The sequence below is a fragment of the Pseudomonas sp. B21128 genome, assembly GCF_044218865.1.
GTDB lineage: Bacteria > Pseudomonadota > Gammaproteobacteria > Pseudomonadales > Pseudomonadaceae > Aquipseudomonas > Aquipseudomonas iridis.
This window is the reverse complement of the sequence record NZ_CP162590.1, coordinates 4,900,976-4,927,676: the sequence shown is the minus strand read 5'-3', so window position 1 is coordinate 4,927,676 and position 26,701 is coordinate 4,900,976. Positions and strand designations below refer to the sequence as shown.

Genomic DNA, 26,701 nt, shown 5'->3' with positions numbered 1-26,701 from the left:
GATAGCGGACTTCCAGCCCCGAATGTGTCGCCAGACGCACCGCCATCGCTGGCGAGCCAGCTCCCATAGGGTCTTGTGGTGTTCGGACTACCAGCGCAAGCAGGCCAGTGGCCCCGCATTCGGGCAAACACCCAACCGTGGGCTATAACCCTATAGGGAAGTTTCGGGAAGTCGCGCCATGAACATGCAGTCGAAATCACTTCCACTTGATGAAAGCAGCCTGCGGCGAGGCCCGCGAGCGAAGCCGTTCAATCTGTTGCGCTGGTTTTCGTTGATCAGCATGGCGGTGATCGGCACGGTCGCGGTGGCGCTCGGTGCGGTGTCGACGCGATTTGTGATTGAGGAAAGCGTGCAGCGCGATGCATTGCTCACGGCGCAGTTTATTCAAGCCATCGCTTCGGCCGAGGTGCGCCACGTTTCGATTCCCAATGTGCGGACCATGGGCGAGCTGCTTGATCCGCTACAGGACAAGGATTTTCCCGACGTCAACCCACAAGCGCGGGCTGATGCGCGCGGCGAGTTTCTTGATCACATCGAGCATTTGCCTGACGTGATCCTCGCCAATATCTACTCGCCCGACCGGCGAGTGATCTGGTCAACCAACCCGGAGCTGATCGGCACCAGCATTCACGCCGACGAAGACCTCGATCGGGCCTTCAATCAAAAGATTCCGGTGTCGGCCAGCTATCACGGCGTCGAAGAGGACCGCGCCGAGCAGAAATTCGTCGTGCCGCCGCAATACATTTTCATCGAGAACTACATCCCGCTGTTCGACGCCGAGGGCAAGAACGTCACGGCGATGGTCGAGATCTACAAGGAACCCAAAGACCTGATCGCGCGCATGGAGCGCGGCATGGTCCTGATCTGGCTGGCCACGGCCCTTGGCGGCGGACTGATTTACCTGGGCTTGTACTGGATTGTGCGGCGCGCGGCGATATTGTTGGCGGCGCAGCAAAAGCAACTGATTGCCAACGAAACATTTGTTGCGCTGGGCGAGATGTCCTCGGCAGTGGCGCACAGTCTGCGAAACCCCTTGGCGACCATCCGCTCAAGTGCCGAGCTGGCGCTGGAGTTCGATGCCGGGCCGGCGGAGAAAAACATCAAGGACATCATCGGCCAGGTTGACCGCATGTCGAAATGGGTGAGGGAGCTGCTGCAATCCCTGCGGCCGCTCAACGATGATCCGGAGCCGGTAAACCTGGTGGCGGCCCTGCATGAAAGTCTGGTCGCCTTCGAGCAACAGATTGCCAAAAACCAGGTACAGGTGGCGTTTCGTCCGCAGAACACGCCGATGGTCCTCAGCCAGCCGGTGCAACTGACGCAGATCCTCAATAGCCTGCTGGCCAATGCCCTGGAAGCGATGGACAAGGGCGGCACGCTGACCATCAGCCTTGAGCCGGTCGACAACCGCAGCGTCAGCGTGGTGCTCAGCGACACGGGCAAAGGCATGAGCGAAGAGCAACGGACCATGGCCTTCCGGCCGTTTTTCACTACCAAACAGGGCGGGCTCGGCGTTGGCCTGGTGCTGGTCAAACGGATCATGGAGCGCTATGGCGGTGGTGTGACCCTCGACAGCCGCGAAGGCGAGGGCACCAGCGTGCGTCTGGCGTTCCAGCTCATTCATTAACGCCCACCGGCTCCTGTTGGTTATCCCCGCGAGTGGCGATCAGATGGGCAGATCTGCTTTCTCGACACTTGCCCCACTATCGGGTGAACGTCCCCATTCGTCGCGTGGCGAAACATTGGGCTATTCCGCTAACGTCTTGTTTTACAGGCAATTACTGAGTTGGCGGGTTAGTTGCAGGGTGTCATCAACGCAATCTCGGCCCGATGCGCAGCCAATAGCGGCAAAATAGAATCATCGAGCCGTGGGTCACGTTCATTGCCGCCTACACTGATCAGTGATGGCGGCAACGAACGGATTGATGCACAACCTCCAGGGCACGTCCATGCAGCGACTGGCATCACAAAAAATATCGACTCCGAGCGCAACGGCAGAGGCCTGCGGAGGCTGGCGCGGGCAGTTCAATTTGCTGCGCTGGTTTTCGCTGGGCAGTTTTCTGATCATCGCGGCCGTAGCGTTGGGGTTGGGCTATATCTCCACGCGTTTTGTGGTCACCGAAAGCGTTGAGCGTGATGCGCTGCTCACCGCGCAATTCGTCCAGGCCATCGGCGAAGCCGAGATGCGCCACGCCAAAATCAATCCGAACCGCACCATGGGCGAAATGCTCGACCCACGCGAAGACAACAGCTACCCCGATGTCGATCCGGGGGTGCAAGCTGCGGCGCGCATTGAGTTTCTCGATCATGTCGAACATTTGCCCGACGTTCTGCTGGCCACCGTTTATGCACTCGATCGCACGATCATCTGGTCAACCAACCCGGAGCTGATCAACGTCAGGATTGAAGACGATGAAGAGCTGGACGAGTCGTTCGAAATGAAAGTCCCGGTAGCCTCCAGCTACCACAAAATCGACGACGAGAAGCCTGAGCAGCGGATGTCGCGCGAGCCGAAATACCTGTTCATCGAGAACTACATCCCGATGTTCAATGCCGACCAAAGCAAAGTCGTCGCCATGGTCGAGATCTACAAGGAACCGTCGGATCTGGTCGACCGGATCGACCGTGGATTCGCCTCGATCTGGGTGGCGACGCTGCTCGGCGGCGCAGCGATTTATCTCGCGCTGTTCTGGATCGTCCGCCGCGCCGCCACGCTGCTGCAGAGCCAGCAGCAGCAACTGATCAGCAACGAAACCTTTGTCGCGCTGGGGGAAATGTCCTCGGCGGTGGCGCACAGTTTGCGTAACCCGTTGGCGACCATTCGCTCCAGCGCCGAACTGGCTCAGGAAGTCGCCAGCGACGGCGCCCAGCGCAATATCGGCGACATCATCAGCCAGGTTGATCGCATGTCACGTTGGGTGCGCGAGTTGCTGGTGTCGTTACGGCCGATGAGTGACGACGGTGAAGCGGTGGATTTGCTCGCGACGGTCGAAGACACCCTCGGCGCGTTCGAGGCGCTGATTCGACGCAACGGAGTTGTCGTGCGATTCGCCCCGCAAGATTGCCCGCCCATCGTCAGTCAGCAGGTGCTGCTCACGCAAATTCTTAACAGCCTGTTTGCCAATGCCCTGGAGGCGATGCCCAAGGGCGGGGTGTTAACGGTCGAAATCGAAACGCCCCAGCCCCATCAGGTGCGCATGACCCTGAGCGACACTGGCAAAGGCATGAGCGCGCAACAGCAACTGTTGGTGTTCAAACCGTTTTTTACCACCAAGCAGGGCGGACTCGGCGTCGGCCTTGCATTGGTCAGAAGAATCATGGAGCGCTTTCAGGGTTCGGTCGTCTTGACCAGCCGCGAGCAGGAGGGAACCCGCGTCAGTCTCAACTTTAAAGTGGCATCGGGAGGGGAATATGGAACACAGCATTCTGCTGGTCGAGGATGACGAACTGTTGGCCGACAATATTCAGACCTACCTGGAGCGCAAAGACTTCGAGGTGACTGTCTGCCATTCGGCCGAAGACGCGCTGGGGCAACTGGAAACCTTCATGCCCGACATCGTGCTGACCGACAACTCGTTGCCGGGCATGAGTGGACACGACCTGATCCAGAAGCTGCGCATCAGCGCGCCGGATCTCAAAGTGATCATGATGACCGGCTACGGCAACGTCGAAGATGCCGTGGTGGCAATGAAAGAGGGCGCCTTTCATTACGTCACCAAACCGGTCGCATTGCCTGAACTCAAATTGCTCCTCGACAAGGCCTTGGCCACCGAGCGAATGGAGCGCACGCTGTCGTTTTATCAGGAGCGCGAGGCGCAGAAATCCGGGGTGCAGGCGTTGATCGGCGAATCAGCGCCGATGCAGTACCTGAAGAACACCATCGGGCAGTTGCTCGACGCCGAACGTCGCATGGCCAACACCGATCTGCCGCCGGTACTGGTCGAAGGCGAAACCGGCACCGGCAAAGAATTGGTGGCCCGTGCGTTGCACTTCGACGGCCCGCGCAGCAAAGGCCCGTTTATTGAATTCAACTGTGCGTCAATTCCGTCGAATCTGGTGGAGTCCGAGTTATTCGGTCATGAAAAAGGCGCGTTCACCGACGCCAAGGATCGGCGGGTCGGTCTGGTGGAAGCAGCGGACGGCGGCACGCTGTTTCTCGATGAAGTCGGCGAAATGGACCTGCTGTTGCAGGCCAAGCTCTTGAAGCTGCTGGAAGATCGCACCATTCGCCGTGTGGGCTCGGTGAAGGAGCGCAAGGTCAATTTGCGGGTGATCAGCGCGACCAACTGCAACCTTGAGCAAATGGTGCAGCAGGGTAAATTCCGGCGGGATCTGTTCTTCCGGTTGCGCATCATTTCGATCAAGGTCCCGCGTCTGCACGCGCGTGGCGAAGACATCCTGCTGCTGGCCCGGCACTTCCTCGCCAGTCATGGCAAGCGCTATGGCAAACCGCATCTGCATTTCAGTGGTCAGGCCGAAGAGTTGCTGCTCAGTTACACCTGGCCGGGCAACGTACGCGAGTTGCGCAACATGCTTGAGCAAACCGTGCTGCTGGCGCCGAACGACACCATCGCCGCGCATCAGTTGAATGTCTGTATGAGCCTGTGCGACGAGTTGCCGCCGCAACATCAGCATGACGAACCGGCGCCGCATTACGAGCCGCGTCCGGCCAGCAACATGGAGTCGATGAACCTGCCGGAAGTCGAGCGCGACATGGTGCGCAAAATGCTCGACAAGACCGACTGGAACGTCACCAAGTCCGCCCGCTTGCTGGGCCTGAGCCGCGACATGCTGCGTTATCGCATTGAAAAACTCGGCTTGGCCCGACCGGACAAACGCCAGTGGTGACCGGTGAGCTGTGGGCACCACAAAACCCTGTGGGAGCGGGCTTGCCCTCAAAGGCGTCCTGTCAGCCAACCGATAGGGCGACTGACACTCCGTCATCGCGGGCAAGCCCGCCTCCCACAGGGTTTAGTGTTGATTCGGTGGGGCGAGGCAAGCCAACAGGCACGTCGGATCCAGCACCTCATCATTCACATAAATCCCGCGCTCGGCATCGTACGTGCGGACAAACACCCGCACTGTTGCATCCGCCACGGTCGGCAGTTGTGAATCACGAAACACGTGGCGATCCGGGATGACCACGAAATCCTGCGGCGCGGTGTCATCAAACGGCCGTGGCGGCTGCGCGGACAATGACGGCGGAGCGGGGTGGGCGAAGGGCTGGTTCGGCCCGTAGTAGATGAAATTGCTGTCCAGCGCGTGCGCCTGTGTGGCGGCGAGCAGACAACCGGTCAACAACAGCCGTTCGAACATTTGCATGGCGGCACCTGCGAGTGCGGTTTTCCCCAAGGCTATTAACTATAGCTGCCCTGCGGCAGGTCCTACAGCGTTGGCTTACAAGTTTGCAACAACCGCAACTGGCGGGCTGATTTAGACTCGGATCCGCTCAATCACGAGCATCGTCCGGAGTGCGCCATGGAAGTGCCAAACAATAAAACCGCCATCGAAAGCAATCGGCAGGCGTGGAACGATTCCGCCCGTCACCATCAGGATTCGCCTGACTGGCAGGCGTTGCTCAGCGAAGTCGCTCAGGCGGACTTCTCCTGTCTTGATGAGACTTTGAGCGGATTGCTGGCGGTCGACGGTAAAGACGTGATTCAACTGGGCTGCAACAACGGCCGCGAAAGCCTGTCGCTATTCGCCCTTGGTGCGCGCAGTGTGGTCGGTGTCGATCAATCGGCGGCGTTCCTCGAACAGGCGCGTGAGTTGAACAAGCGTTCACCGCACAGTGCTGAATTCATCGAAAGCGATATCCATCATTTGCCGGCGACCTTGCACAACCGCTTCGACGTCGCGCTGATCACCATCGGCGTACTGAACTGGATGCCCGACATTGGCGAATTTTTCCGCCACGTCGCGCAGGTTCTGAAACCGGGCGGACAACTGGTGATCTACGAAACCCATCCGTTTCTGGAAATGGTCGACCCTGACGGCGAAGACCCGTATCGCCTCGCGACTTCGTACTTCCGCGCAGAGCCGTTCGTGCAGGAAGAGCCGATCGTCTATGTCGGCAAGGTCGAACAGCAGGCGGCGAAATCCTACTGGTTCGTGCACACCCTCGGCGCGATCTTCAGCGGCGCCATCGGGGCAGGGCTGAACATTGCGCACTTCAAGGAATATGCGCATTCGAATCGGGAAGAGTTGTACGACCAATACCTGAACCAGCAAGCGCAGTTGCCGATGTGTTTCACCCTCACCGCCATCAAGGCCTGAGATTCTTTATCGCTTGAGCTGGCCCCATCGCGGGCAAGCCAGCTCCCACCGGTTTTTGCGTTGTACGCAGATAATGAGTACACCAAAAATCCCTGTGGGAGCTGGCTTGCCAGCGAAGGGGGCATCACAGCCGCCATCAATCTCAGGATTGAATCAAGCCTGCGCCGCCGCCGTCACCACCGGTCTTTCCGGCTTGCGCAAAGCTTCCAGTCTTGAGCCGCTGTAGCGCGTTTCGCGGAAGAAACGCCAGTGCCCGAACAGATCGTAAACATGTGTGATACGCCCCTGTTCCTGATAGCCCAAACGCATATGCATCTTCAGGGCCGGTACATTGGCGCCGTCGCAGATGTCCACCACTTTTTCGAAACCTCGGGCAGCCATGACGTGCCAAAGTGCGGTCTGTGCATCGACGGTCAAGCTACTGCCGAAATACCGCCGTGCAATTTCGGCCCCGAACTGAAAGTATTCACCGGGCTTGACCGGGAACGTGCAGCGGTAGAAGTGGCGGTCGTAATAGTCGCGAGTGCTGGCCCAGACGAACCCGACGGTGTGATCGTCCTGGTCCAGATACATGTGCCCCGTATGCCCTTCAGCGGCCAACTCGGCCATGGTCTGCACGCGGTCACCAAAGTACTTGCTGAATGCCTTGGCGTTTTCCTCGGTGATGTCGACTCTGCGCAAACCTTCACAGGGGCGCAAATTGTGCGGGGCAATCGGTGTGACCAGATCGCGCTCCATCCACAGCAATTCACGGTGAGCGAATACGTAACGTTTCCCCAGCGCGCCGAGGGTGCGGCGCAGGCCTCTTTCTCTGATGCGCAGAAGCAGTTTTTCGATGACTTTCATGATGTTCTCCGAGGCGCTAGCCCAGGTGTGGGGGATGATGTTGCCGGTTGAGTTTCGGGTGTGTTCGCCGCTGTCGAGTTGCCGGCACGCCGCGTGCGCCATTTTTGCAGGGACGGTTTGACGTGGTGCCAAACGCGTAGCCCCAGGCCCAGCAGCAAGCCACTCGGTCGCCACGAGTAGAAGCTCCAGCGCCAGTGCTCCAGTTGCCCGGTCATGCGTTCGTGCAGTTGATGGCTGGAGTTGTCCAGGCTGACCCGCGACGCGTCGATCCAGCGCCAGTGCTCATCCAGCCCCCAGCGAATCCATTCCTCCAGCAACACCCGGCCGCTACCGAGGTCGGCGTATTGCGGCAAAAACGCCAGGTTGTAATCGTAGAGCCGACCCTGTTCGAGCAGGCCGAGTCGATAGCTGATGCAGCGGCCGTCCAGCTCGAGCATCACCACGCGTACCAGCCCTTGGCCGGCGAGAGCAGTGAAGGCAGATTCGATCCATTGGCGACTGCGCGGCGTGGCGAAAATCCCCACGCCTTCATCGCCTTTCCAGCTCACCGCTTCCACTTCGCTGATGGCCTGCAGCAAGGCGCCGATGCTCAGCGCATCCGGGGTGATCCGACGTATCTGCGCACCGCATGCCGCTATCCGTTTACGCGCCCGACGCAACTTGTAGCGCGGGTCGCCGGAGACCTCCCGATGATCGGCGTCGCTGATCAGATGCACCGGCACCCGGCAACTCAGGCGTCGTTCAGCAGTGGAACTGCGCGCCATCCATTCGGTGAGCGCACTTTCTTCACCGGCAGGTTCCGACTGTTCGTTGAGTTGCAGCAGCGCATGGGGCAGACGCTTATGGATCAGCACCAGCGCCTTGTGCATGTCTTCGCCGTCGAGCAACGACAGCAGGGCCAGGCGATCGGCCAGCGGATAACCCAAGTGATGCAAGACACGAAACGGCACGCCAGCGAAGCGTTCACGGCTGGCCACCAGTGGCAGGCACAGATGCAATTGCTCTGCTTCCCAGCCGAGCAGGATGTGCAGGCGCTGATCTTCGGCCAGGGCCTGTTCTGCCGCTCGCAACCAGCCCAGGTTGTTGAACGGCGTGTGGTCGGCCACACGCAGGCGCAGTGCCTCGTAGGCGGTTGCCGGGAAGTCGGCAGCGCACAGGGACGTGCGCCATTCGAATCGCATCACCATAGGTTCAGGCCGCCGTTGCGCTTACAGATGGACGGGAAGGTTTACGCAGTGCGTCCAGGCGCGAGCCGCTGTAGCGAGTTTCGCGGTAGAAGCGCCAGCGACCGAACAGCGTGTAGATATTCATGATCCGCTGTTGTTCGGTATAGCCCATGCGCAGGTGCAGCTTGAGCGCCGGGATGTTGTTCGACTCACAGACATCGACCACTTTGCTGCAACCTTCCTCGGCCATGGCTTTCCACAGGCGCACTTGCACATCGACTGACAATTCGGTGCCCCAGTAGGCGCGAGCCATTTCGCCACCGAATTCGAAGAACTCGCCGGGTTTTACCGGGAACCGGCAACCGTAGTAATGCCGATCGAAATAATCGCGCGGTGTGCCCCAGATAAACGCCACGGCATCGCCATGCTCGTCGACATGCATGTGCCCGGTGCGACCTTCATTGGCCAGCTCGGCCATGACGCCGACACGATCACCGAAGTAACGGGTGAAGGCACTGGCGTTATCTGCGGTGATCTTCATTACGCGCAGCGGTGGGTAGGGTTTGAGGTTGTGCGGCGGCACGGGGCTGACCAGATCGCGCTCCATCCACAGCAATTGCTGATGGGCAAAAATGTACTTTCTGCGGATCTTGGACAAGGTCGCTCGCAGGCCATTACGACGGATATGTCCGCTGAGTTTTTGCAAAACATCCATGGTCTCTTCTCCTGATGAAGGTAGCCACGCGCAGCATGGCGCTCGCAGGGCAGAAGGGCGGTTCATGAAGCGCTCCAGCTCAGGGCAAACAGGGTTTGCCCCGGTAATTCGAAACGCACGCGCCCGTTTTCACAGACAAACGGAGCGTCGTGTCTGCGGTTGTCGGCGCCGAGGTAACGCAGGGCGCCATGTTTCAGCGGGCACTTGGCCCCGCTCAAATCAATCCGTTGCAGGCGGGTGCCTTTGTTCACCCCCAAAAGTGCACGCTGTTCGTCGCCGGCCATCGCCAGGACATCCACCTCAAAAGCGTCGTTATCCAGTTGCAGTACTTGCGGCAGCCAATGCCGGGCGATGAATTGCTGGGCAAGGCCCACCGGTTTGAGCTCGAAGCGATCGTCGCCCAACACACGCACCATGCCTTTGCCGTAGGGCGGCTCATCGGCTGCCTGAAACCAGTTGAGCATGCTCAGCAAGCCGTCCTGAGAGGCGTTGATGACCACCGATGTCCACCACAGCGCCGCGTAGTGGGTTTCCTGCTCGTACGGGCTCAGGCTTGAACCGCTGGATAGGTTGGTCTGATCCAGCAACAAGGCCTTGCGTGGTTGCCCTTTGGCGTCCAGCCCCACCAGGTCTGCGGCGCGGCGCACGCTGTCGCGGTAGACCCGGGTCGCGAGCAGGTCGCGGATCATCCATTCGTGCCAAGCCAATGCGTCGACCTGATCGGCGGATTCGCCGAGCAGCCGCCGCGCCCAGTCGATGCCGCGCTTGCTCGCCGCGTTTTCGGTGAACGGTCCGTTGACCAACCGTGAACTGGCGGGCATGGCAATGCGCACTCCGGCCTTGGCGTTGGCCGGATCGCTGCGCACCTGCCGCGCCATGCTGCTGAAGATCGCCCGATACTGTTCGTAGCTTGAATAGTTGAGATTAGGCTCGTCGGCGAAACCGATGTAATGCGTGCCTTTGCCACCCAAAGCGCGGGTGCCCGCGAGCCAGGCGTCGAGGCCGCTGTTGCTTTGCACGTCGGCGCGCAGATCGGCCTGACGCCCGGTGCCGGCGAGCAGGGTGATGTCTTGGCGGATGCCGAAGCGATTTTGATAAAGATGACGGAACGCGTCTTCGAAATGCGGATTCTTCGAGGTGACGTCAACGAAGCTGTAGTAGCTCGCAGCGGTGGGTTTCAAGGCATCGAGTAGGGCGTGACTGGACGGCGGCGGTACGAGGTAAGGCAGTGCGATTCCCAGATCCGGCGTGCGTCCGAGGACTTTGTCGTGCAGGGTCAGACGCGTCTGCCCCGGTTCTGACTGCAAGGGTTTGAGCTGCTGCGGATTCTGCGCAAACAGATTCGCCGTGCCATCGAGCCAGAATGCTGCTTTGCCCCTGCCTTGTAGAAGCAGGCGCCAGACCTGCGGTTGTTCGCTGACGGGCAACGCGACTTGATCGAACTGCCAATAGGCACGATAGGGTTTCAACGCCAACGACAGCTGCTGGCCATCACCCACCCGCTGCGCTTGCACGGCGCTCACGCCGCCATGGAACTTGCCGGCCAGCACCGCGTGTTCGCCGGGTGCGACTCTGAAATACAGCTCAGTGCCGTTACGCACTTCCGCGCTGAAATGCACCTTGGCCGGTGCAAACAGCGCCACGGTGTTTTCGTCATGTTCGATCCGGTAACCGCGGAAACTGTAGCCGGGAATCTCCAGTTGATAACTCGCCGCGCCAGGCGCCAGCGGCCAGCGCTGGCTGCCACGGGTTTCACTGGCCTTGATCAGCCGTTCGCCCTGCAACTTGCCCTGACCGTCGAGCAGATACAGATGTTCTTCATTGGCCTCGGCCTGCCACGCCGGCACCCAACTCACAATCACGGTGTCCGGGCGATCGGTTTGCAGATACAAACTGCCGTCACGGATATCGCCCCAGCGCATCGACGCCGCGTAGGCGTCCAGCGACAGGCCGAGACCGAGCAGCAGGGCCAGGCGTTTCATGCTGCCTTCCGGCGTTGCAACATCAGCCACATCGGGGTGATGTCGCTGGGCAGAATGATCAGGGTTTGCCAGAACGGCACGCCACTCAAGCGGCAATAAAGCACCAGCATCGCCACGGTGACGGCCAGATAGGCAATCGATGAAGCCGCTGCTGCACCGACAATGCCGAAGGCAGGAATCAAGACCAGGTTCAGCGCCAGGTTGAGCAGGGCGCCCATGCCCATCAGCAACGACACCGTGCCGGGGCGATCCTTGCCAATCAGGTCCAGGCGCAAAATGCTTGCGTAGCACAGGCCCAGCAGGCCGGGCAGCAACGCGAGCAGCGCTGGATACGCCGGTTGATACGCCGCGCCAAACAAAGTGATGATCAACCACTCGCCGATCACCGCCATGGTCAGACAGGCACCGAGCATCACCGTCGCCGTCAGGCGCAGCGCCAGCGGGGTGACTTTGTCCATGCCTTTGTCCTGTTGCAGCAGGCGCTTCATCAGCGGCGTGGTCACCGCCTCGGGAACGATCAGCAGCAGTTCGGCGGCGGCGCTGGCCATCGCGTAGTGACCCAGCGCGGTGCTGCCGAGCAGGGCGCCGATGAATAGATAATCCGAGCGCAGAATCACTTGCTGAAACAGCAGGTCCGGATGGCTGCGGGCGCTGAAGCGCAGCAGTTCGTTCTGGCTGGCGCGGTCCCATTGCAGCTGCATCGGTTGCGCCCGCTTGAGCCAGACCCAACCGGCCAGTACCACCAGACTGATCCCGGCCAGCCAACTGATCAGCGCCGCTTCCAGCGCAGCACTTTTCCACATCCAGAACAGCGCAAGAAACAACAGCAGCGGCGCCAGCGATTCGATCAGGCGCAGCACGTTGAACGCGACCACGCCGCCAGAGGCGTTGTGCAATGTCAGCAGGCCGCTTTTGAGTACGGTCAGCGGCACCGCCAGCAACAACAGCCAGGCCAGCAGACCGAGCTGCATCGTCACATCCAGTTCACCGCCGAACTCACGCACCAACGCAACCACCAACAAGGTCAGCAGCCCCGCCAGCAGACAGCCGAACACCAGCACCTGAGCAAGCAACAAACCCATCGGCCGCTGCTTGGCCGCTTGATAGCCGACTGCCGAATTCAGCCCGCCACTGGTGGCGGCGCTGATCAAGTCCGGCAGGGTGCTGAGCAAGGCAAACAATCCGCGTTCACTCGGCCCGAGAATCCGCGCCAGCAACACGTTGCGCAGCAGACGCAGGGCGATCATCGCCAGTTTGGTGCCCATGCTCAGGGCCAGATGCTTGAGGTAGTGGCTGCGGCTCATGGCCGTGCCCCGCGAAAGATCCGCAGCGACAGCAACTCTGGATTGCGCGCGGTGCGCTGGCTGACGCCGAAGCGCGGCAGGTTCAACGGGTCGCCAGCCCCGCGATAGAGGCCTGTAGCGGTGCCGAGGGCAAACGGATAATCGTGATTGGCGACCTGTTCGCGTACGCGTTCATCGTTGTCGCCGTTGGGGTAGCAGTACACCGGTAACGGCCGATTGCAGCCGTTGTGCAGGGCATCGCGGCTGCGGCTGATCTCTTCGCGCAGACGAACTTCATCGAGTCCGGTGAGGATCGCGTGACTGGCGCCGTGTGGGCCGAAACGCACCAGCCCGGACGCTTCCATGGCGCGCACCTGATGCCAGTCCAGGGCCTGCGGCAGAGAATCCTGCGGACACTCGTCGGTGAGCCGTTCAAGCGCCTGGGAGTCGCAGTCTTTCAAGCTTTGCAGATAATGCAGAAGGGCCAGACTGCGGCGCTGCACATCAATGTCATCGCACAGCACCGGCAGTGGCTTGCCTATCGAGCGCAGGCATTCGATCAGATGCATGCGCGCCTTGTCGCCATGGCTGCCCCACAGGGTTTCGCCCAGGCTTTCCCACCAGAATCGTTGACGGCTGCCAATGAAATCGGTGGAGAGAAAAATACTCGCCGGCACCTGATGTTTTTGCAGCAGCGCGAAGGCGTTGACTGCGTTGTCGCGCCAGCCGTCATCGAAGGTCAGCGCCACTTGCGGGCGTTCGCTGCGCAGCGAATTTGGCTGAAGAATTTCCATCAGCGGCACGCAATCAAAATGCTTGCACAGCCACAGCAGCAGGTGTTCGAACGCCTGCGGGCCGACGCACAGTTCATTGCGGTGCGGCAGGCTGGCGGCACGGTCATTGGCCAGCACCCGGTGGAGCATCAGGATTACCCCGGCCCCTTGCAACTGGTTGCGCCCCATGGACGAGTTGAGATAGAGCCAGCCACTGGTGCGTTTTATCAGCTGTTTGATCGCCATGGCATGAGTCCTCTCAACGATTTTGTTCAGGGTTCCACTGCGCGTACCGCTGACCGCGCAGGAACTGCCACAGGCCAAGGCTCATGCCGGCCAGTGTCACCAGCAGGAAAGCCGCGAAGCGAAACGGTTTGGGCAAACGGTGTTGCGAATCCAGCAGGCCGATGACCGCAATCGTGTAGCCAATCAGTTGTGCGATCAGGCTCAGGCGATAGAAACCGTGTTCACTCCACAGCCAGAAGTTGCTCAGCAGCAACGGCAGCAACAGAATCGGGGCGAGACGGCGGATCAGTTTGTGGCTGATCAAGGCGATGGAATACAGGCCGTACTTGAATGGATTCAGCAGTGCGCTGCGTTGCGCCAGGCTTTGCAGGCCACCGACGGTGACCCGCTGGCGGCGGCGCCATTGCTTGCCCGCCTCATCGACGCCATGGTCGATCACTTGCGCCTCGGGTACATAGACGATGCGCTTGCGCGCCACCGGTGCACAGGTGCTGATAAAGAAGTCGTCGTTCACTTCCGCCGGAACGTGCTGGAACAACTCGCGGCGCAGGGCGAGCAGGGCGCCATCGGCCGAGACCATGCACCCGGTGCGATTCTCCATGCGGCGCAACCAGCCTTCGTAATGCCGATACAGACTGTCACCGATGCTCAAGCCACCGCCAGTCACCGGGATGACCATGTGCCCTGCACACGCGCCGACCTGCGGATCGCTCAGCGGTGCGAGCAAGTGGCCGAGGGTGTCGCGTGACCATTGATTATCGGCATCGGTGAACACCAGAATATCGCCGGTGCTCAGCGCGGCGCCGGCATTCAGCGTCGCGGCCTTGCCCTGCCGGGGCAGGTCAAGAACGGTGATGCGCGGATCAATCACTTTGTGCGCGCAAGCCACGGTGTCATCCGTCGAGCCATCACTGGCGAGGATGATCTGCAGGGTGGCGGGCTGATAATCCTGAGCCAGCAGCGTGCGCAATTTGTGCTCGATGTGCCGCGCCTCGTTGTGCGCGGCAATCACGATGCTGACGTTCAGCGGCGCCGCCGGTGTATGGCGCCTGGCCGGGAACAACGGCGCCAGCAAGGTCAGCAGCAGTGGATAACCGACGTAGGCGTACACCGGCAGCAGCAGGCACATCCAGAAAATGAATTCAGCCACGGGCAGGCCTCCTGGCGTTCCAATGACACAGACTGAGAATAAGTGCCGCGCTGGGCAGGTGCAGGCGTAACCAGTGCAGACCCCACAGTTGCAAGGTGAGGCGAACATTGTGGTGCTTGATACTCTGCCGCACGCTGAGCACCAGGCTTGGCAGCAGGGCCAGCACCAGCAGGATCACCGCGAGCTGCGCGAGGCCGGCGAGCAAGGCAACGATCAGTAGAAAATCCGTCACCCAGACCAGCAACGACAGCAGCGGAAAACGCAGCAGGCGCAGGCTCATGCCATGGGTGCGCAGCAATTGCAGGTGACTGCCCTGACGCCACAGTTCCTTGCCCATCCATTCGCGCCAGTTCATTTCGTAGCCCCAATGCAGGGCGACGCTTTTATTCACCGACACCAATCGTGCGCCCTGTTTGCTCAGGCGCAGGGTGTATTCCTTGTCCTCGCCGGTGCGCAGGGTTTCGTTGAAACCGCCGACGTCGTCAAACCAGCGTTTGCGCATTAACAGGTTGGCGCTGGGCAGCCAGTCCACGGAGCGGCTGGCATGCGCTGAGGGGCGCAGCATGCGCCGTTGCCATGCGGTGGCGTACCACGGCGCGGCGGCGGGGGTGTGCAGATCCAGGCCGAAGATGTCGCCCTGAGCCTCTGCTTCGAGGGCGAACAATTGGCTGAGCCACTCTTCGGGCATTTCAATGTCGGCATCAATGAACGCCAGCCACTCGCCGTGCGCTGCGGCCGCGCCACGATTGCGCAAGGCGCCGATCAGCAGGCCGGGCATGAGCAGAACCCGCGCGCCGAATGCACGAGCGATCTGCGGACCGTCATCGCTGGAGCCGTTGTCGACCACGATCAACTCGCAGTCGATATTGGCGGCATTCGCCGCTTTCTGCGCGGCCAGCAACGTGCGGCCAATGTGCCGTGCTTCGTTGAACATGGGGATGACGATGCTGATCTGGCTCATGCAGTGGCCTCCGTCAGCGGCGCTTGTTCAGCCTTCAGCCGCAGGACGCAGGTCAGCGCCAGCATGATCCACAGGTATTTGAGGTTCGGCGCACTGAGGAACATCAGGAACAATGTCAGCGACACAAAACTCATTCCAAGGTGAGTGATCAGGCCAGCCTGCTGCCACTGTTGTCGCTGCAGCCACGCCCGCCGTGCACGGATCAGGTTGTAGAAACCCTGAAGCAGCATGCCGACAAACAGCAGGCCGGCCGGAATCCCCAATTCGCTGAAAATTTCCAGATAAGTGTTATGCGCCCGGCGATACAGGTCGCCGATCTTGCGGTTGGCGGAGAACGCCTTGGCATAACCGGTGGTGGCGTAGTGCAGCGGGAAGGTGCCGGGACCGGAGCCGAGCAGCGGATGCTCGCGGATGATCTGGCTGCCGACGACAATGTAGGAGGCGCGACGACCAAGCGATTCATCCTGAGCCTTGGCCCCGGCGCTCAAGATACTCAGCGACTGAATGCGTGCGAGATAACCGGCAGGCATGGCGTAAATCGCCAGTGGAATGACGATGGCTGCGCCCAGCATGGCAAAGCCCAGATGCCGGGGACGAATACGCACCAGTTGCGCACGGTAATGCCAGACGCCGATGGCCAGGCTCAAGGCCAGTACCACCAGCCCCGAGCGTGACTCTGTCTTGGTCATGCCGCCCAGCAACACCAGGCAGCAAGCGCCCCAGAACAAACGCTGCAGCAGGTTGGGGCTGCGGATCACCAGTAGCAACGCCAGAGGCACGGCAAAGGCAATCAACAGGGCGAAGGCGTTGGGATCTTCGAGCAGGCCGGCGGCGCGGCCCTTGTCCTGGAATTTGCTGGAAAACATCGCCATGGCGCAGGTGGCGCTGACGCTGAGCGTGACCAGCCGGGCGAACAGATCGAGGTTCAGCTCGCGGCCGATCAACAAGGTGATCACGAACAGAATCAGGCCCACGCTCAGTTCACGCAGATGACTCTGTGACATGCCCAGGTTGTCGGTGGCGAGCAGGCTCAGCAGGTACAGCGCCATGAAACCGATCAGGTAGCGCCACAGATTGCTGTGCAGGCGCTGCGATGGGATCTGATGCAATGCCAGTTGCAACATCAGGATCAGCGCCAGCGAAGCACCGAGGAATTTGCTCCCGGAAAAGGCGCTGTCCTTGAAGAACCCCTCGAACGGCACGAGCGCGACTATGCCGAGTAAACCCCAGCTCGGCTTGCGATACAGCACCGCGACACCCACCAGACCGAGCACCGCGCCTGGCGCCAGATAAGGATAAGGACTGACCAGCAGAGCCAAGCAGACCAGTGCGAGCAGACTGACGATAGAGAGTGGGAAAATCATGCGCGTGCCTCCCGTGCGGTGCGGATGTACAGCTGCGACCAGTGTTCGGCCAGCGCCTTGAGGTCATAGCGATCCTTTTGCGTGCGTTTCGCGTTGTCGCGCAGTTGCCGGGCCAGGCCTGGTTGCGTCAACAACGTGTCGAGCTGCCGGCCGAGTGCAGCGCTGTCGTTGGGCGCCGCGAGCAGGCCGTTATGACGATCCTCCAGCACATCGGGAATCCCGCCGACACCGAACGCCACCACCGGCACCCCGGCCTGCATGGCCTCCAGCAAAATCATCGGAGTGCCCTCGGTGCGCGAGCTGATCACCAGCGCATCGAGTTGCTGCCACCAACGGTGCATGTCGGTCTGGTAACCCGGCAAACGAATGCGCCGCTGTAAACCGGCGGCATCAATGCGCGCCTGCGACACCTCGCGTTCCGGGCCGTCGCCGAGCATCACCGCGTCCAGTTGCGGGTGTTGCAGGCACAGCGCAATCAGCGCGTCGAGAAACAGATCCGGGCCTTTCTCGCTGCTCAGGCGCCCGACGTAACCGGCGAGCCAGCGCTGGCGATCAGCATTGGGAATCATCTCGGCGTGAGCCGGCAAACCGTTGGGAATCACTTGCAGTTTGTCGGCCCGCACGCTGGCCTGGCGGTGAATGGCGGCGATGCTTTCGGCCACGCACACCACGCGATCAACCGACGCAGTGCGGCACAGTTGCAGGCTCAGCCAGGTATAGAATTTCTGCTTGCGACTGCGCGGGGTAAAACCGTGCTGAGTAATGACCAGCGGCAGGCGCAACAGCGTCGCGCCGAGCCAGCCGAATAACAGCCCTTTGAAATTGTGCGTATTAATCAAAGGTCTTTCGCTGCGGCGCTGACGCAAGTGCCGCAGCAACGTGCCGAGCCCTGTGCAACCCTTTGCGTCGACCCCGGCCTCACGAAAGCGCGCGATCAGTTCCGGCGGCGCGTCAAGGAACAGCACTTGATGCTGTCCCGGCGTCGCCAGGCAATGATCGAGCAACATACGCTCGGCGCCATAGAAGCCACCGCTGCTGAGCAAATGAATGATCGGCAGCGCGGCTTTCGGCGGGGTCGACAGGCTCAATTGCGCACCCAGTGCGCAAAGCCTGGCACCGACCAGCTCTTGTGCGGATTGCCCGGCAGCGCTGCTTGCTCGTTGATTACCAACAGCACCGGCAGCCCCAGTTCATGGCTGATTTGCGCCGGATGTTTGAAGCGATGATCAAAGAACTCCCGCACATAGACGAACGCGATCGCCAACAGCAGGCCGGTCAGCATGCCGAACGGAATGATCAACATCGGTTTGGGAAATGCTGCTTCAGTCGGTTCAAATGGCGGGCTCAACACCCGGGCATTGGACAGGTCATTGTCCAGTGAGCGGGTGGTGCTGCTTTCGGCAAAGCGTTGCGCGTAGGTCGAGAACGCGGCGTGCAGGGCGCCTATTTCGGTGTCCATCTGGCGCAGCTTGCTCTGGGTTTGCTGCAACTGGTGGATACGCTCCTTGAACTCGGCAATGCGCGCGGTTTTCTGCTCGATCACCTGGCTGACCACCGACAGGTCGGTGGTGCGTTCCTGGATGCGGTTATTGACGACTTTGAGGAACTGCTGACGAGTGCGGGCGATTTGCTCGCGGGTCAGCAGCATGGGCTCGCTGCCGGGCTGGAACACCGCCAGATCATTCATGTAGCGGCTGACCTGAGTGGTCAGCGCCTCACCCATCTGCCTGATCTCGCGGTCTTCGAACGCGATGTTGTCCACCGTAGTGGTGAAGGTGAACGGGAAGGTGTAGTCGTTAAGCTTGTTGGAGTTGGCAGCGGCCAGGCTGGTTTTCAGGTAATCAAGCCAGCGCTGGCTTTGCAGCAAGCGATCGCGGTACAGATTGAGTGCCTGTTCTTCAGTGTTGATCGCGTTGAGGCGGAAGGTGATTTCCTCTTTCGGATCGGAAGAACCCACACTTTCCAGCAGACCCAGCCGAGCGCCCTCCAGTCCGTCGAGACGCACCTGATATTGATGTTTTTTGGATTCGTAGAACGAGTGCGGCAGTTCGATCGATTGCAGCGCCTGACGGCTGACCAGATAGTTCTGCAGCAAAGCCGCGACAAACGTCGTGCCCTGGGCAGGATCTGCAAAGCTGTAGATGATCGAGATCACATTGGAACCCGGCAGGGTTTCGATCTTCAGGTTATCGATAGCTTCTTGCGTCAGACCGTCGAGTACCGTGTCGCGCACGGGATCGGTTTCCAGGCCCAGCGTGCCGCGCAGCGGGTTGACCACGTATTCGCGCAACGGCGAGCTGACGTAGCGTTTAAACGGCTCACCGACCAGCTTGCTTAACATGCCTGGCGCTGGGGTGTACTCGCCGTTGTCGCGCAGCTCGCTGATGGTTTGGCGGATCAACGCTGGCGAACGCAGGATATTGCTTTCGGTTTCCATGTCCGCCAGCGACGGCGGAATGAACGTGGCGTTGTCTTGGGTGAGCGAGGTGGTCGCATCGCCCTGGGAGAGTTTTTTCGACTGCACGATCACCTGCGCGGTGATATCGAAGCTCTGTTTGAGCAACAGCGGCAGCAACAGCGCGATCACTGCAAAGATCAGGAAGATGCGCTTCACCAGTTGCTTGTTGGCGAAGAAAATCCTGAAGAACTCGTGCAGGTAATTTTCTTTTGGGTTCATGTCGTTCACCTGAGAGTCAGTTGTCACTGCCTTTGTTGTCGACGCGGTAGCCGAAGCTGAACCCCACGCCCTGGAACAGCACCACGTCGGCCAGTTGGCGGGCGAGTTCGCCGGCGCTGGCAAGCTTGGTTTTTGGCACGTAAAGCATGTCGTCCGGTTGTAGATAGGCGATTTGCGGCGCCTCGCCCGACAGTGCTTTTTCCACGTCGTAGTTCATTGCCTGCACCTGATTGCCATTGCGCCGCATGATCACCACCGAATCGAGGCGCGCCTTGACGTTGGTGCCGCGGGCGAGCGTCAGGGCTTCAAGCACCGAAACCGGACGGCGAATCGGGTACGAGCCGGGTTGAGCCACTTCACCCAATACGTAGATTTCGTTGCCAGCGGTGGATTTGAGCAGCACATCGACGGTCATCCGGCCCGGCAGTTGCGCGTACTTGCTGTTGAGGAAGGCTTCCAGTTGATTGACGGTCATGCCTTGCATCGGCACGGCACCGATTTCCGGGAAGCTGGCGTAGCCGTCAGTGCCCACGGTGATTTCGCGGCTCATGCCGGTGGCGGGGTGGTTGAGGGCGCTTTTGAGGTTCTGTTCGTTGCTCAACGGGCTGAGAATCTGCACCGAGAGCTGATTGCGGTTGGGTTGGAACAGCTGCTTGCGTTGGTAGGCGCGCTGGATTTCCTGACGGGCCTCGTCGCTGGTCAGCCCGGCGATTTTCACCGAGGTGTTGGCGCCCGGCAGTTCGATGGTGCCGTCGGGCAGCACCAATTGCGTGCCGTTGAGCTGGCTGGCGGCGGTGAAGTTGAGGCCGATCTGATCACCCGACTGGACGCGGTAAGCGTCCGAGCCGCTGGTACTGATGTGGAAAATCACATCCAGCACGTCTTTCGGGCGCAGGGTCTGCTCGACCCTCGGCATGTCGGTGGCCTGGGCGTTGGCCGGGGTGGCGGTGAGGATATTCACCGGCATGTTGCGGGTATCGGAATTGCTGGAGCAGCCCGCAAGCGGCAGCAACAGCAAGACAAGCATTTTGGCGTTCATGGCGTCATCCTTTGCGGTTGCTCACAGATTTTTGTAAAGCCACTTGGGCATGTAGTACTTGCGCCGGTTGAACACGCTGCCAACCACTTTCGCCCCGGCCTGGGTAAGGCGTTGCACGGCGGCCTGGGCGACTTCCCAGCGGGTGTCTTCAGCGCGAACCACGAACACCACGCCATCGACCTGAGTGCTGATGACCAGCGTGTCGGCGGCGGAATACACCGCGTCGCCATCGATCACCACGAAGCGGTACTGGCTGCCCAACTGATCGAGCAACGGGCTCAGACGCTCGGCGGTCAGGTGCTCCATGGTGCGGATTGGCCGGCCGTTGGGCAGCACGTCGAAGGGCAGGCTCGAAACCTGCACCACGCAGTCCTGCAACAGCGGCGGGTTGTCCGGGTTGAACAGCAGGTCGCGCAGGCCGCGCTCCTTGCTCAGGTTCATCTGCTGGGTCAGGTTGCTCGCCGATTGGCTGGCATCGACCAGCAGCACCTGGCCGCTGCTCATCTGCGCCAGTTGACTGGCCAGTGCCAGCGCGCTGGTGGTGGTGCCGGCGCCGGGGTTGGCGGCGGTCAGGAACAGAATCCGCAGATCCAGATCCAGCACGGTCGAGGTCAGGTTCGATTCGCTGGGGTTGGCGATGCTCAGGCTTTTATTGGTTGAACCGTCCATTAGCTTGCTCCGTGGCCGCTGAATACTTTGAAGGGGGTTTTCAACAGGATCTTCAGATCAAGCAGAAGGCTCTGCTCGGCGATATAGCTGAGGTCCAACTCAACGCGCTGGTCGAAGTCGATGTTGCTGCGTCCGGAGATCTGCCACAGGCCGGTCATTCCGGGATAGATGCTCAAGCGAGCGAGGTGATTGTCCTTGTAGCGGTAAGCATTGAAGGAGGTCGGACGGGGGCCGACCAGACGCATGTCGCCGCTGATCACGTTGATCAGGTTAGGCAGTTCGTCGAGGCTGGTGCGGCGCAGAAAGCCGCCGATACCGGTGATTCTCGGGTCCTTGTCGATCTTGAAATCAATCGCGTCGGCCCCGTGCTTGTTCAGGTGGCGCAACGATTCCTTGAGGTCTTCGGCGTTGGCAACCATGGTGCGGAATTTGTACATGCCGAATTTGCGCCCGCGATAACCGGTGCGTTTTTGCACGAACATCACCGGCCCCGGGCTGGTGAACTTGACGGCCAGCGCCAGGCCGATCAACAGCGGCGAAAACACCAGCAGAATCGCCAGGGCGCCGAGACAAGCCACAATCCGATTGGTCCGCGACACCTGCCATGGCCGGCCACCGTCACGGCCAGTGACCCAACCGCGACCCTGGCGATGAATCGCGGCATCGAGGCGCATCCGATGCTCGGGGTCTATGCGCTTGTCACGACGCAGTTCCTGCATCGGTATCGCTTTCTCATGTCCAGTCATAACGTTCTCCACTGATGGTCAGCCGCGTGCGGCGCGTGGGCGATAGGCCGTTGGGTAGTAGTCACGGAACCAGGCGATGAAGCGCCCGAGTCCTTCATCCAGCGCTATCCGGGGCTGAAAACCGGTGGCCTGGGCCAGATCGCTGGCCTCGGCGCAAGTGTTGAGAACGTCGCCCGGCTGCAAGGGCAACAGCTCGATCACGGCGTTTTGACCCAGGTGTTTTTCGATCAGCGCCACGTAGCTTTTCAATTCCACCGGGTGCTGGCCGCCGATGTTGAACAGCCGCCACGGCGCCATGCTGCTGGCGGGGTCGGGCTGTTCGCGGTTCCATTGAGGATTGGCCTGTGGCGGTTGCGGGATGAGGCGGGCGATGCTTTCGATGATGTCGTCGATGTAGGTGAAATCGCGCTGATGCTCGCCGTAGTTGAACAGCTTCAGCGGTTGCCCCTCGCTGATCGCCTTGGCGAACTGGATCGGCGACATGTCCGGCCGGCCCCACGGCCCGTACACGGTAAAAAAGCGCAGCCCGGTGCAAGGAATGCCAAACAAGTGGCTGTAGCTGTGGGCCATCAGTTCGTTGGCTTTCTTGGTCGCTGCGTATAGCGACAGCGGATGATTGACGCCGTCCTTCACCGAATACGGCGTGGTCTGGTTGGCGCCATACACCGAACTCGACGAGGCGTAGATCAGGTGCTCGACCGGATGCTGCCGGCAGCTCTCCAGAATATTGAGGAACCCCTGCAGATTGCTGTCCAGGTACGCCCGCGGATTCTCCAGCGAATAACGCACCCCGGCTTGCGCCGCGAGGTGGATGACCGCTTGCGGACATTCCCGGACGAACAGCGCTTCGATGGCCGACGCATCCGCCAGGTCAACCGTAGCGAGCTGGAAATCGCCGACCTGCTCACGCACCCATTGCACGCGGTCGTGCTTGAGCTGCGGATCGTAGTAGGCGTTGAAATTATCCAGACCGACCACTGTGTGTCCGTCGCGCATCAGCCGCAAAACGCAATGGGCACCAATGAAGCCGGCCGCGCCGGTGACCAGGATTTTCATGGGCGCAGCCCTTCGGGGGCGATGTGGCGCAGGCCGATGCCGCTGTAATGCAGGCCTGCAGCGGCCAGATGTTCCGGGTTGTAGAGGTTGCGACCGTCAATCACCACCCGCGCTCGCAGCTTGCTGGCCAGCCATTCGAAATCCACCACGCGGAAGTTTTTCCACTCGGTGCAGATCACCAGCGCATCGGCGTCTTCCAGTGTGTCGTCACGGGTGGCGCACAGGTGCAAGTCGTTACGGTAGCCATAGAGGCGCCGGCACTCGGACATGGCTTCCGGGTCGTAGGCCTGCACGCTGGCACCTTCGGCCCATAGCGCATCCATCAAGTAACGACTGGGGGCTTCACGCATGTCGTCGGTATTGGGCTTGAACGCCAGGCCCCAGATCGCGATGGACTTGCCGGCCAGTCCTTGGGGGAACTGCGCTTTCAGTTTGCTGAAGAGGATGTGCCGCTGGCTGTCGTTGACGTCGGTAACGCTGCGCAGCAGTTTCAACGGCATGCCGTTGTGTTCGGCGGTGTGCAGCAGGGCGCGCAGATCCTTGGGAAAGCACGAGCCACCGAAGCCGCAGCCCGGATAGATAAAGTGATAACCGATGCGCGGGTCGGAACCGATGCCCTTGCGCACTGATTCGATATCGGCACCAAGCAACTCGGTGAGGTTGGCCAGCTCGTTCATGAAGCTGATGCGCGTGGCAAGCATCGCGTTGGCCGCGTATTTGGTCAGCTCGGCGCTGCGGTTATCCATGAACATGAGTTTTTCGTGGTTGCGGCAGAACGGCGCGTACAGCTCGCTCATCTGCTCGCGGGCCTCTTCATCGTGGGTGCCGACGATGATCCGGTCGGGGCGCATGCAATCGGCGAGGGCGCTGCCTTCTTTGAGGAATTCGGGGTTGGAGACCACGCGCACGTTCAAATCCGTCCTGGCGCGGCGCAGCAATTCGCTGTTGGCGGTGGCGAGGACTTGATCGGCGGTGCCGACCGGCACCGTGGATTTGATGATCAGGGTGCGATCGGCCTCCATTAAACCGGCGATCTGCCGGGCAACGTTGAGCACATGGCTGAGGTCAGCGGAGCCGTCTTCATCGGCCGGCGTGCCGACCGCGATGAAAATCAGCTCGGCGTGTTCGACCGCGTCGCTGGCCTGGGTGCTGAACAGAAGGCGCCCAGCCTTGATGTTTTCTTCAAGTGTGCTGGACAGCCCTGGTTCGCTAATGGGCGGCACCGCTTGTTGCAGTTGTTTAATCTTCTTCGGGTCGATATCGACGCATAAAACCCGATGTCCGACATCTGCAAGTGCGGCAGCTTGTATAAGTCCAACATAGCCCGTGCCAAATACGCTCACGTCCATCTGCGCACCCTCGATAGAGCGAAAAGAAGAAGTTGTTTAAAAGACCGTAGAAGGGGTATAGCGCAGCGTTTGAAAAGCGTGTCAGCAAAATGACATGTTGCGTCGGTATAACACTTGAGCGTTTTTTGGCGATTGGCCATCAAGTCATTGCTGCGATTGGATTTGTTGAATTTTTGCAGATTTGTTCAGATTTAAAATAAGCGATAAACGGTTGTAAGCCTTACATTTCAAGGGTTGTGGCGGCATCGGTGTGTCAGATTTGAGTCAACGTTTTTTTGACGCTTTGCTGGAGAATCAGTCAATTCTTGCGCTTTGATGGCTGGGTGCTAGTGTCAGGTTTTACCTGACAAACCTTTGACTCCCCGCCTTTTTGCACGACCGGTATCGCCATGCTCAGATATGCGAAAGAACTGCTTTTAATTATCTATCTGCTGTTTTATTGCGCTTATTACATTGAGCGGGTAAATGCTATCGGCCTGAGTTTTTCTGTACTTCTTTTTGGCGCGATGTTTTTGGCGCTGACGTTCGCGTTATATCTAACGGCGTATATACGGCAGACACTCATTCGACATCTATTCGCATTGGCGATGTTTGTTTCGGCAGTGTTTTTCGACGTTTATACCCGGGTCACCGCGGATTACCTGAGCTACAGCAATTTCGTCTCGCTGGTGTATTCCGGCGGCTTCATTCAGGAAGCGGCGTACCAGTATCGGGACGCAATCATCCGCGGCGTGCTCAGTGGCCTGCTGCTGTTGTTTGCCATCGGCCTCAAGCCGCGCCATTCGCTCATCGTGCCGAACGTTTTGCGTGTGGCCGCGCCGTTGTGTGGGGTGCTGCTGCTCAGCGCGGTGCTGTTTTTGCGCGCGGGCGAGGGCGCCCGGGGTTTGCCGATCATGTACACGCCGTTGGCCTATCTGAACCTGTTTGCCTATGAAGCGCTGCACAACACCGTGGGCCCGCGTGAGCCGGTCACGCTGGCGCGCACTTCGCAAGCGGTGGGTCACGACATCGTGCTGATCATCGACGAAAGCATCTCCGGCAATTATCTGGATATCAACGCGCCGTTTGGCGTGCACAGCAACCTCAAACAGCCGCATGCAGGCGTCGACATTTTCAATTACGGCTATGCCGCGTCCATCGCCAATTGCAGCGCCGACACCAACATTACCCTGCGCTACGGGGGCACCCGCGCCGACTACATGCGCATCAACAGCACCCTGCCGTCGATCTGGCAGTACGCAAAACAGGCCGGCCTGCGCACGGTGTACATCGACGCCCAACGCACCGGTGGCAACCTGCAAAACCTGATGAACGACGCCGAGAAAAAGGACATCGACGAGTTTGTCCAATTCGACCGCACCAGCGTGCGCGACCGCGATATGGCCGCTGCCGCGAAGCTGATCGAGCTGCTCAACGACGACAAGCCCGAGCTGATCCTGATCAACAAGGTCGGCGCGCATTTTCCGGTGCACGACAAATACCCGGATGCCTTCATGGCCTACCGCCCGACCTTGCCGCGCGGGCAGTTCACGGAAGTCGCCGATACCGGTGAACGCAATGGTTTCAATGGCCAGTCGGATGACTGGGTGCTGTATCGCAACGCCTACAAAAACACGGTTTTATGGAACGTCGGCGAGTTTTTTGCGCGGGTGTTGGCCAAGGGCAATCTGAACAATGCACTGCTGATCTATACCTCCGATCACGGCCAGGATCTGCACGAACGCGGCAACCCGGGGCTCAATACCCATTGCGGCGGGGATCCGGTAGAGGAGGAGGGCCTGGTGCCGCTGGTGGTGATTCAGGGCCGCGATCTGAAAACCTTCGACTGGTCGGCGCAGTTGGCGGCGAACAAGGATCGCTCCAGTCACTACAACATTTTCCCGACGCTGTTGCAGCTGATGGGATATGACCTGGCGGGCATCGAATCGGTGTACGGCAAGCCGCTGACGGTGCCGACGGGGGATGAGTTCACCTTCAACTATCGCTTCAATGCGCGGTTGGGGGCCAAGCCTGAGTGGAAACATATCGATCTGGGCAGCATTGTGACGCCGACGCAGGCGCCGGCGAGTGTGGCGGCGGGGCAGTAGGTTTTGTATGGGCAGAACTGGCCTCATCGCTGGCAAGCCAGCTCCCACAGGGATATTGGCCTCCCCATGAAACACTGTGGGAGCTGACTTGCCAGCGATGAGGCCGGGCCGGTCGCCACCCCTTTCTGATGCTGATCCACCGAGCCCGATACGCCCCGGCGCACACCCAAACCACCTCGAACATGCGCGGTTAACACTCTGCACATGGCTATATCCCAAGCGATCAAAGACCTCGACCAAGGTTCGAATTGACCGATTCCGGGGCCTGAACCCCGGCGATGACGGTTTGGCCAAGGCACGGCGATGATCATCCGCG

22 protein-coding genes are annotated in these 26,701 nt (G+C 60.3%); 5 read left to right on the top strand and 17 right to left on the bottom strand.

Annotated elements, in window-relative coordinates:
* The first annotated feature begins 178 nt into the window (after positions 1-178).
* The 3 genes from AB4P91_RS22115 to AB4P91_RS22105 all read left to right on the top strand — a co-directional run bounded on the left by AB4P91_RS22115 (position 179) and on the right by AB4P91_RS22105 (position 4,848).
* Positions 179-1,627: a sensor histidine kinase gene (locus AB4P91_RS22115; RefSeq protein ID WP_395603687.1), complete on the top strand. Its 1,449-nt coding sequence runs from the start codon at positions 179-181 to the stop codon at positions 1,625-1,627.
* 322 nt (positions 1,628-1,949) lie between these two features.
* The gene (locus AB4P91_RS22110; protein WP_395604994.1) at positions 1,950-3,443 is read left to right on the top strand and encodes a sensor histidine kinase; all 1,494 of its coding nucleotides are present in this window, start codon (positions 1,950-1,952) and stop codon (positions 3,441-3,443) included.
* On the top strand, positions 3,412-4,848 hold the full coding sequence (locus AB4P91_RS22105; RefSeq protein WP_395603686.1) for a sigma-54-dependent transcriptional regulator: 1,437 nt from the start codon (positions 3,412-3,414) through the stop codon (positions 4,846-4,848). The genes AB4P91_RS22110 and AB4P91_RS22105 overlap by 32 nt, the downstream gene beginning before the upstream one ends.
* A gap of 123 nt (positions 4,849-4,971) precedes the next feature.
* On the opposite strand, the gene AB4P91_RS22100 is transcribed toward AB4P91_RS22105, so the two are convergent.
* Positions 4,972-5,322: a hypothetical protein gene (locus AB4P91_RS22100; protein ID WP_042559780.1), complete on the bottom strand. Its 351-nt coding sequence runs from the start codon at positions 5,320-5,322 to the stop codon at positions 4,972-4,974.
* A 156-nt stretch (positions 5,323-5,478) separates the two neighbouring features.
* Here AB4P91_RS22100 and AB4P91_RS22095 point away from each other — a divergent pair, with 156 nt between their 5' ends.
* Positions 5,479-6,276, top strand: coding sequence for a class I SAM-dependent methyltransferase (locus tag AB4P91_RS22095; protein WP_395603685.1), 798 nt, complete (start codon positions 5,479-5,481; stop codon positions 6,274-6,276).
* 153 nt (positions 6,277-6,429) lie between these two features.
* On the opposite strand, the gene AB4P91_RS22090 is transcribed toward AB4P91_RS22095, so the two are convergent.
* The 16 genes from AB4P91_RS22090 to AB4P91_RS22015 all read right to left on the bottom strand — a co-directional run bounded on the left by AB4P91_RS22090 (position 6,430) and on the right by AB4P91_RS22015 (position 24,298).
* On the bottom strand, positions 6,430-7,122 hold the full coding sequence (locus AB4P91_RS22090; protein ID WP_150597388.1) for an N-acetyltransferase: 693 nt from the start codon (positions 7,120-7,122) through the stop codon (positions 6,430-6,432).
* Positions 7,119-8,309 carry a GNAT family N-acetyltransferase gene (locus tag AB4P91_RS22085; protein ID WP_395603684.1) on the bottom strand — a complete coding sequence of 397 codons (1,191 nt, stop codon included), beginning with the start codon at positions 8,307-8,309 and terminating at the stop codon, positions 7,119-7,121. The genes AB4P91_RS22090 and AB4P91_RS22085 overlap by 4 nt, the downstream gene beginning before the upstream one ends.
* A 4-nt stretch (positions 8,310-8,313) precedes the next feature.
* On the bottom strand, positions 8,314-9,003 hold the full coding sequence (locus AB4P91_RS22080) for a GNAT family N-acetyltransferase (RefSeq protein ID WP_150594849.1): 690 nt from the start codon (positions 9,001-9,003) through the stop codon (positions 8,314-8,316).
* Positions 9,004-9,065: 62 nt separating this feature from the next.
* Positions 9,066-10,985: a hypothetical protein gene (locus AB4P91_RS22075; protein WP_395603683.1), complete on the bottom strand. Its 1,920-nt coding sequence runs from the start codon at positions 10,983-10,985 to the stop codon at positions 9,066-9,068.
* Complete coding sequence (locus AB4P91_RS22070) at positions 10,982-12,289, bottom strand: lipopolysaccharide biosynthesis protein (protein ID WP_395603682.1); 1,308 nt, start codon at positions 12,287-12,289, stop codon at positions 10,982-10,984. The genes AB4P91_RS22075 and AB4P91_RS22070 overlap by 4 nt, the downstream gene beginning before the upstream one ends.
* Positions 12,286-13,287 (bottom strand): polysaccharide deacetylase family protein, encoded by a 1,002-nt coding sequence (locus tag AB4P91_RS22065; RefSeq protein ID WP_395603681.1) that lies wholly within the window; start codon positions 13,285-13,287, stop codon positions 12,286-12,288. Before AB4P91_RS22065 ends, AB4P91_RS22070 begins: the two co-directional genes overlap by 4 nt.
* Before the next feature lie 13 nt (positions 13,288-13,300).
* Complete coding sequence (locus AB4P91_RS22060) at positions 13,301-14,437, bottom strand: glycosyltransferase (protein ID WP_150597383.1); 1,137 nt, start codon at positions 14,435-14,437, stop codon at positions 13,301-13,303.
* Complete coding sequence (locus AB4P91_RS22055; RefSeq protein WP_395603680.1) at positions 14,430-15,398, bottom strand: glycosyltransferase; 969 nt, start codon at positions 15,396-15,398, stop codon at positions 14,430-14,432. The genes AB4P91_RS22060 and AB4P91_RS22055 overlap by 8 nt, the downstream gene beginning before the upstream one ends.
* Complete coding sequence (locus tag AB4P91_RS22050) at positions 15,395-16,762, bottom strand: O-antigen ligase family protein (protein WP_395603679.1); 1,368 nt, start codon at positions 16,760-16,762, stop codon at positions 15,395-15,397. The genes AB4P91_RS22055 and AB4P91_RS22050 overlap by 4 nt, the downstream gene beginning before the upstream one ends.
* Positions 16,759-17,844, bottom strand: coding sequence for a glycosyltransferase family 4 protein (locus tag AB4P91_RS22045; RefSeq protein WP_150597460.1), 1,086 nt, complete (start codon positions 17,842-17,844; stop codon positions 16,759-16,761). The genes AB4P91_RS22050 and AB4P91_RS22045 overlap by 4 nt, the downstream gene beginning before the upstream one ends.
* Before the next feature lie 2 nt (positions 17,845-17,846).
* Complete coding sequence (locus AB4P91_RS22040; protein WP_150594857.1) at positions 17,847-19,439, bottom strand: Wzz/FepE/Etk N-terminal domain-containing protein; 1,593 nt, start codon at positions 19,437-19,439, stop codon at positions 17,847-17,849.
* Between the two features lie 16 nt (positions 19,440-19,455).
* Positions 19,456-20,478 (bottom strand): polysaccharide biosynthesis/export family protein, encoded by a 1,023-nt coding sequence (locus tag AB4P91_RS22035; RefSeq protein ID WP_150594858.1) that lies wholly within the window; start codon positions 20,476-20,478, stop codon positions 19,456-19,458.
* Positions 20,479-20,499: 21 nt separating this feature from the next.
* Positions 20,500-21,147: a CpsD/CapB family tyrosine-protein kinase gene (locus tag AB4P91_RS22030; RefSeq protein ID WP_150594859.1), complete on the bottom strand. Its 648-nt coding sequence runs from the start codon at positions 21,145-21,147 to the stop codon at positions 20,500-20,502.
* Complete coding sequence (locus tag AB4P91_RS22025; RefSeq protein ID WP_150597380.1) at positions 21,147-21,893, bottom strand: sugar transferase; 747 nt, start codon at positions 21,891-21,893, stop codon at positions 21,147-21,149. Before AB4P91_RS22025 ends, AB4P91_RS22030 begins: the two co-directional genes overlap by 1 nt.
* Positions 21,894-21,911: 18 nt before the next feature.
* The gene (locus tag AB4P91_RS22020) at positions 21,912-22,949 is read right to left on the bottom strand and encodes an NAD-dependent epimerase (RefSeq protein ID WP_395603678.1); all 1,038 of its coding nucleotides are present in this window, start codon (positions 22,947-22,949) and stop codon (positions 21,912-21,914) included.
* Complete coding sequence (locus AB4P91_RS22015; protein ID WP_395603677.1) at positions 22,946-24,298, bottom strand: UDP-glucose dehydrogenase family protein; 1,353 nt, start codon at positions 24,296-24,298, stop codon at positions 22,946-22,948. Before AB4P91_RS22015 ends, AB4P91_RS22020 begins: the two co-directional genes overlap by 4 nt.
* Before the next feature lie 389 nt (positions 24,299-24,687).
* Here AB4P91_RS22015 and AB4P91_RS22010 point away from each other — a divergent pair, with 389 nt between their 5' ends.
* Positions 24,688-26,385 carry a sulfatase-like hydrolase/transferase gene (locus AB4P91_RS22010; protein ID WP_150597378.1) on the top strand — a complete coding sequence of 566 codons (1,698 nt, stop codon included), beginning with the start codon at positions 24,688-24,690 and terminating at the stop codon, positions 26,383-26,385.
* Positions 26,386-26,701 lie beyond the last annotated feature (316 nt).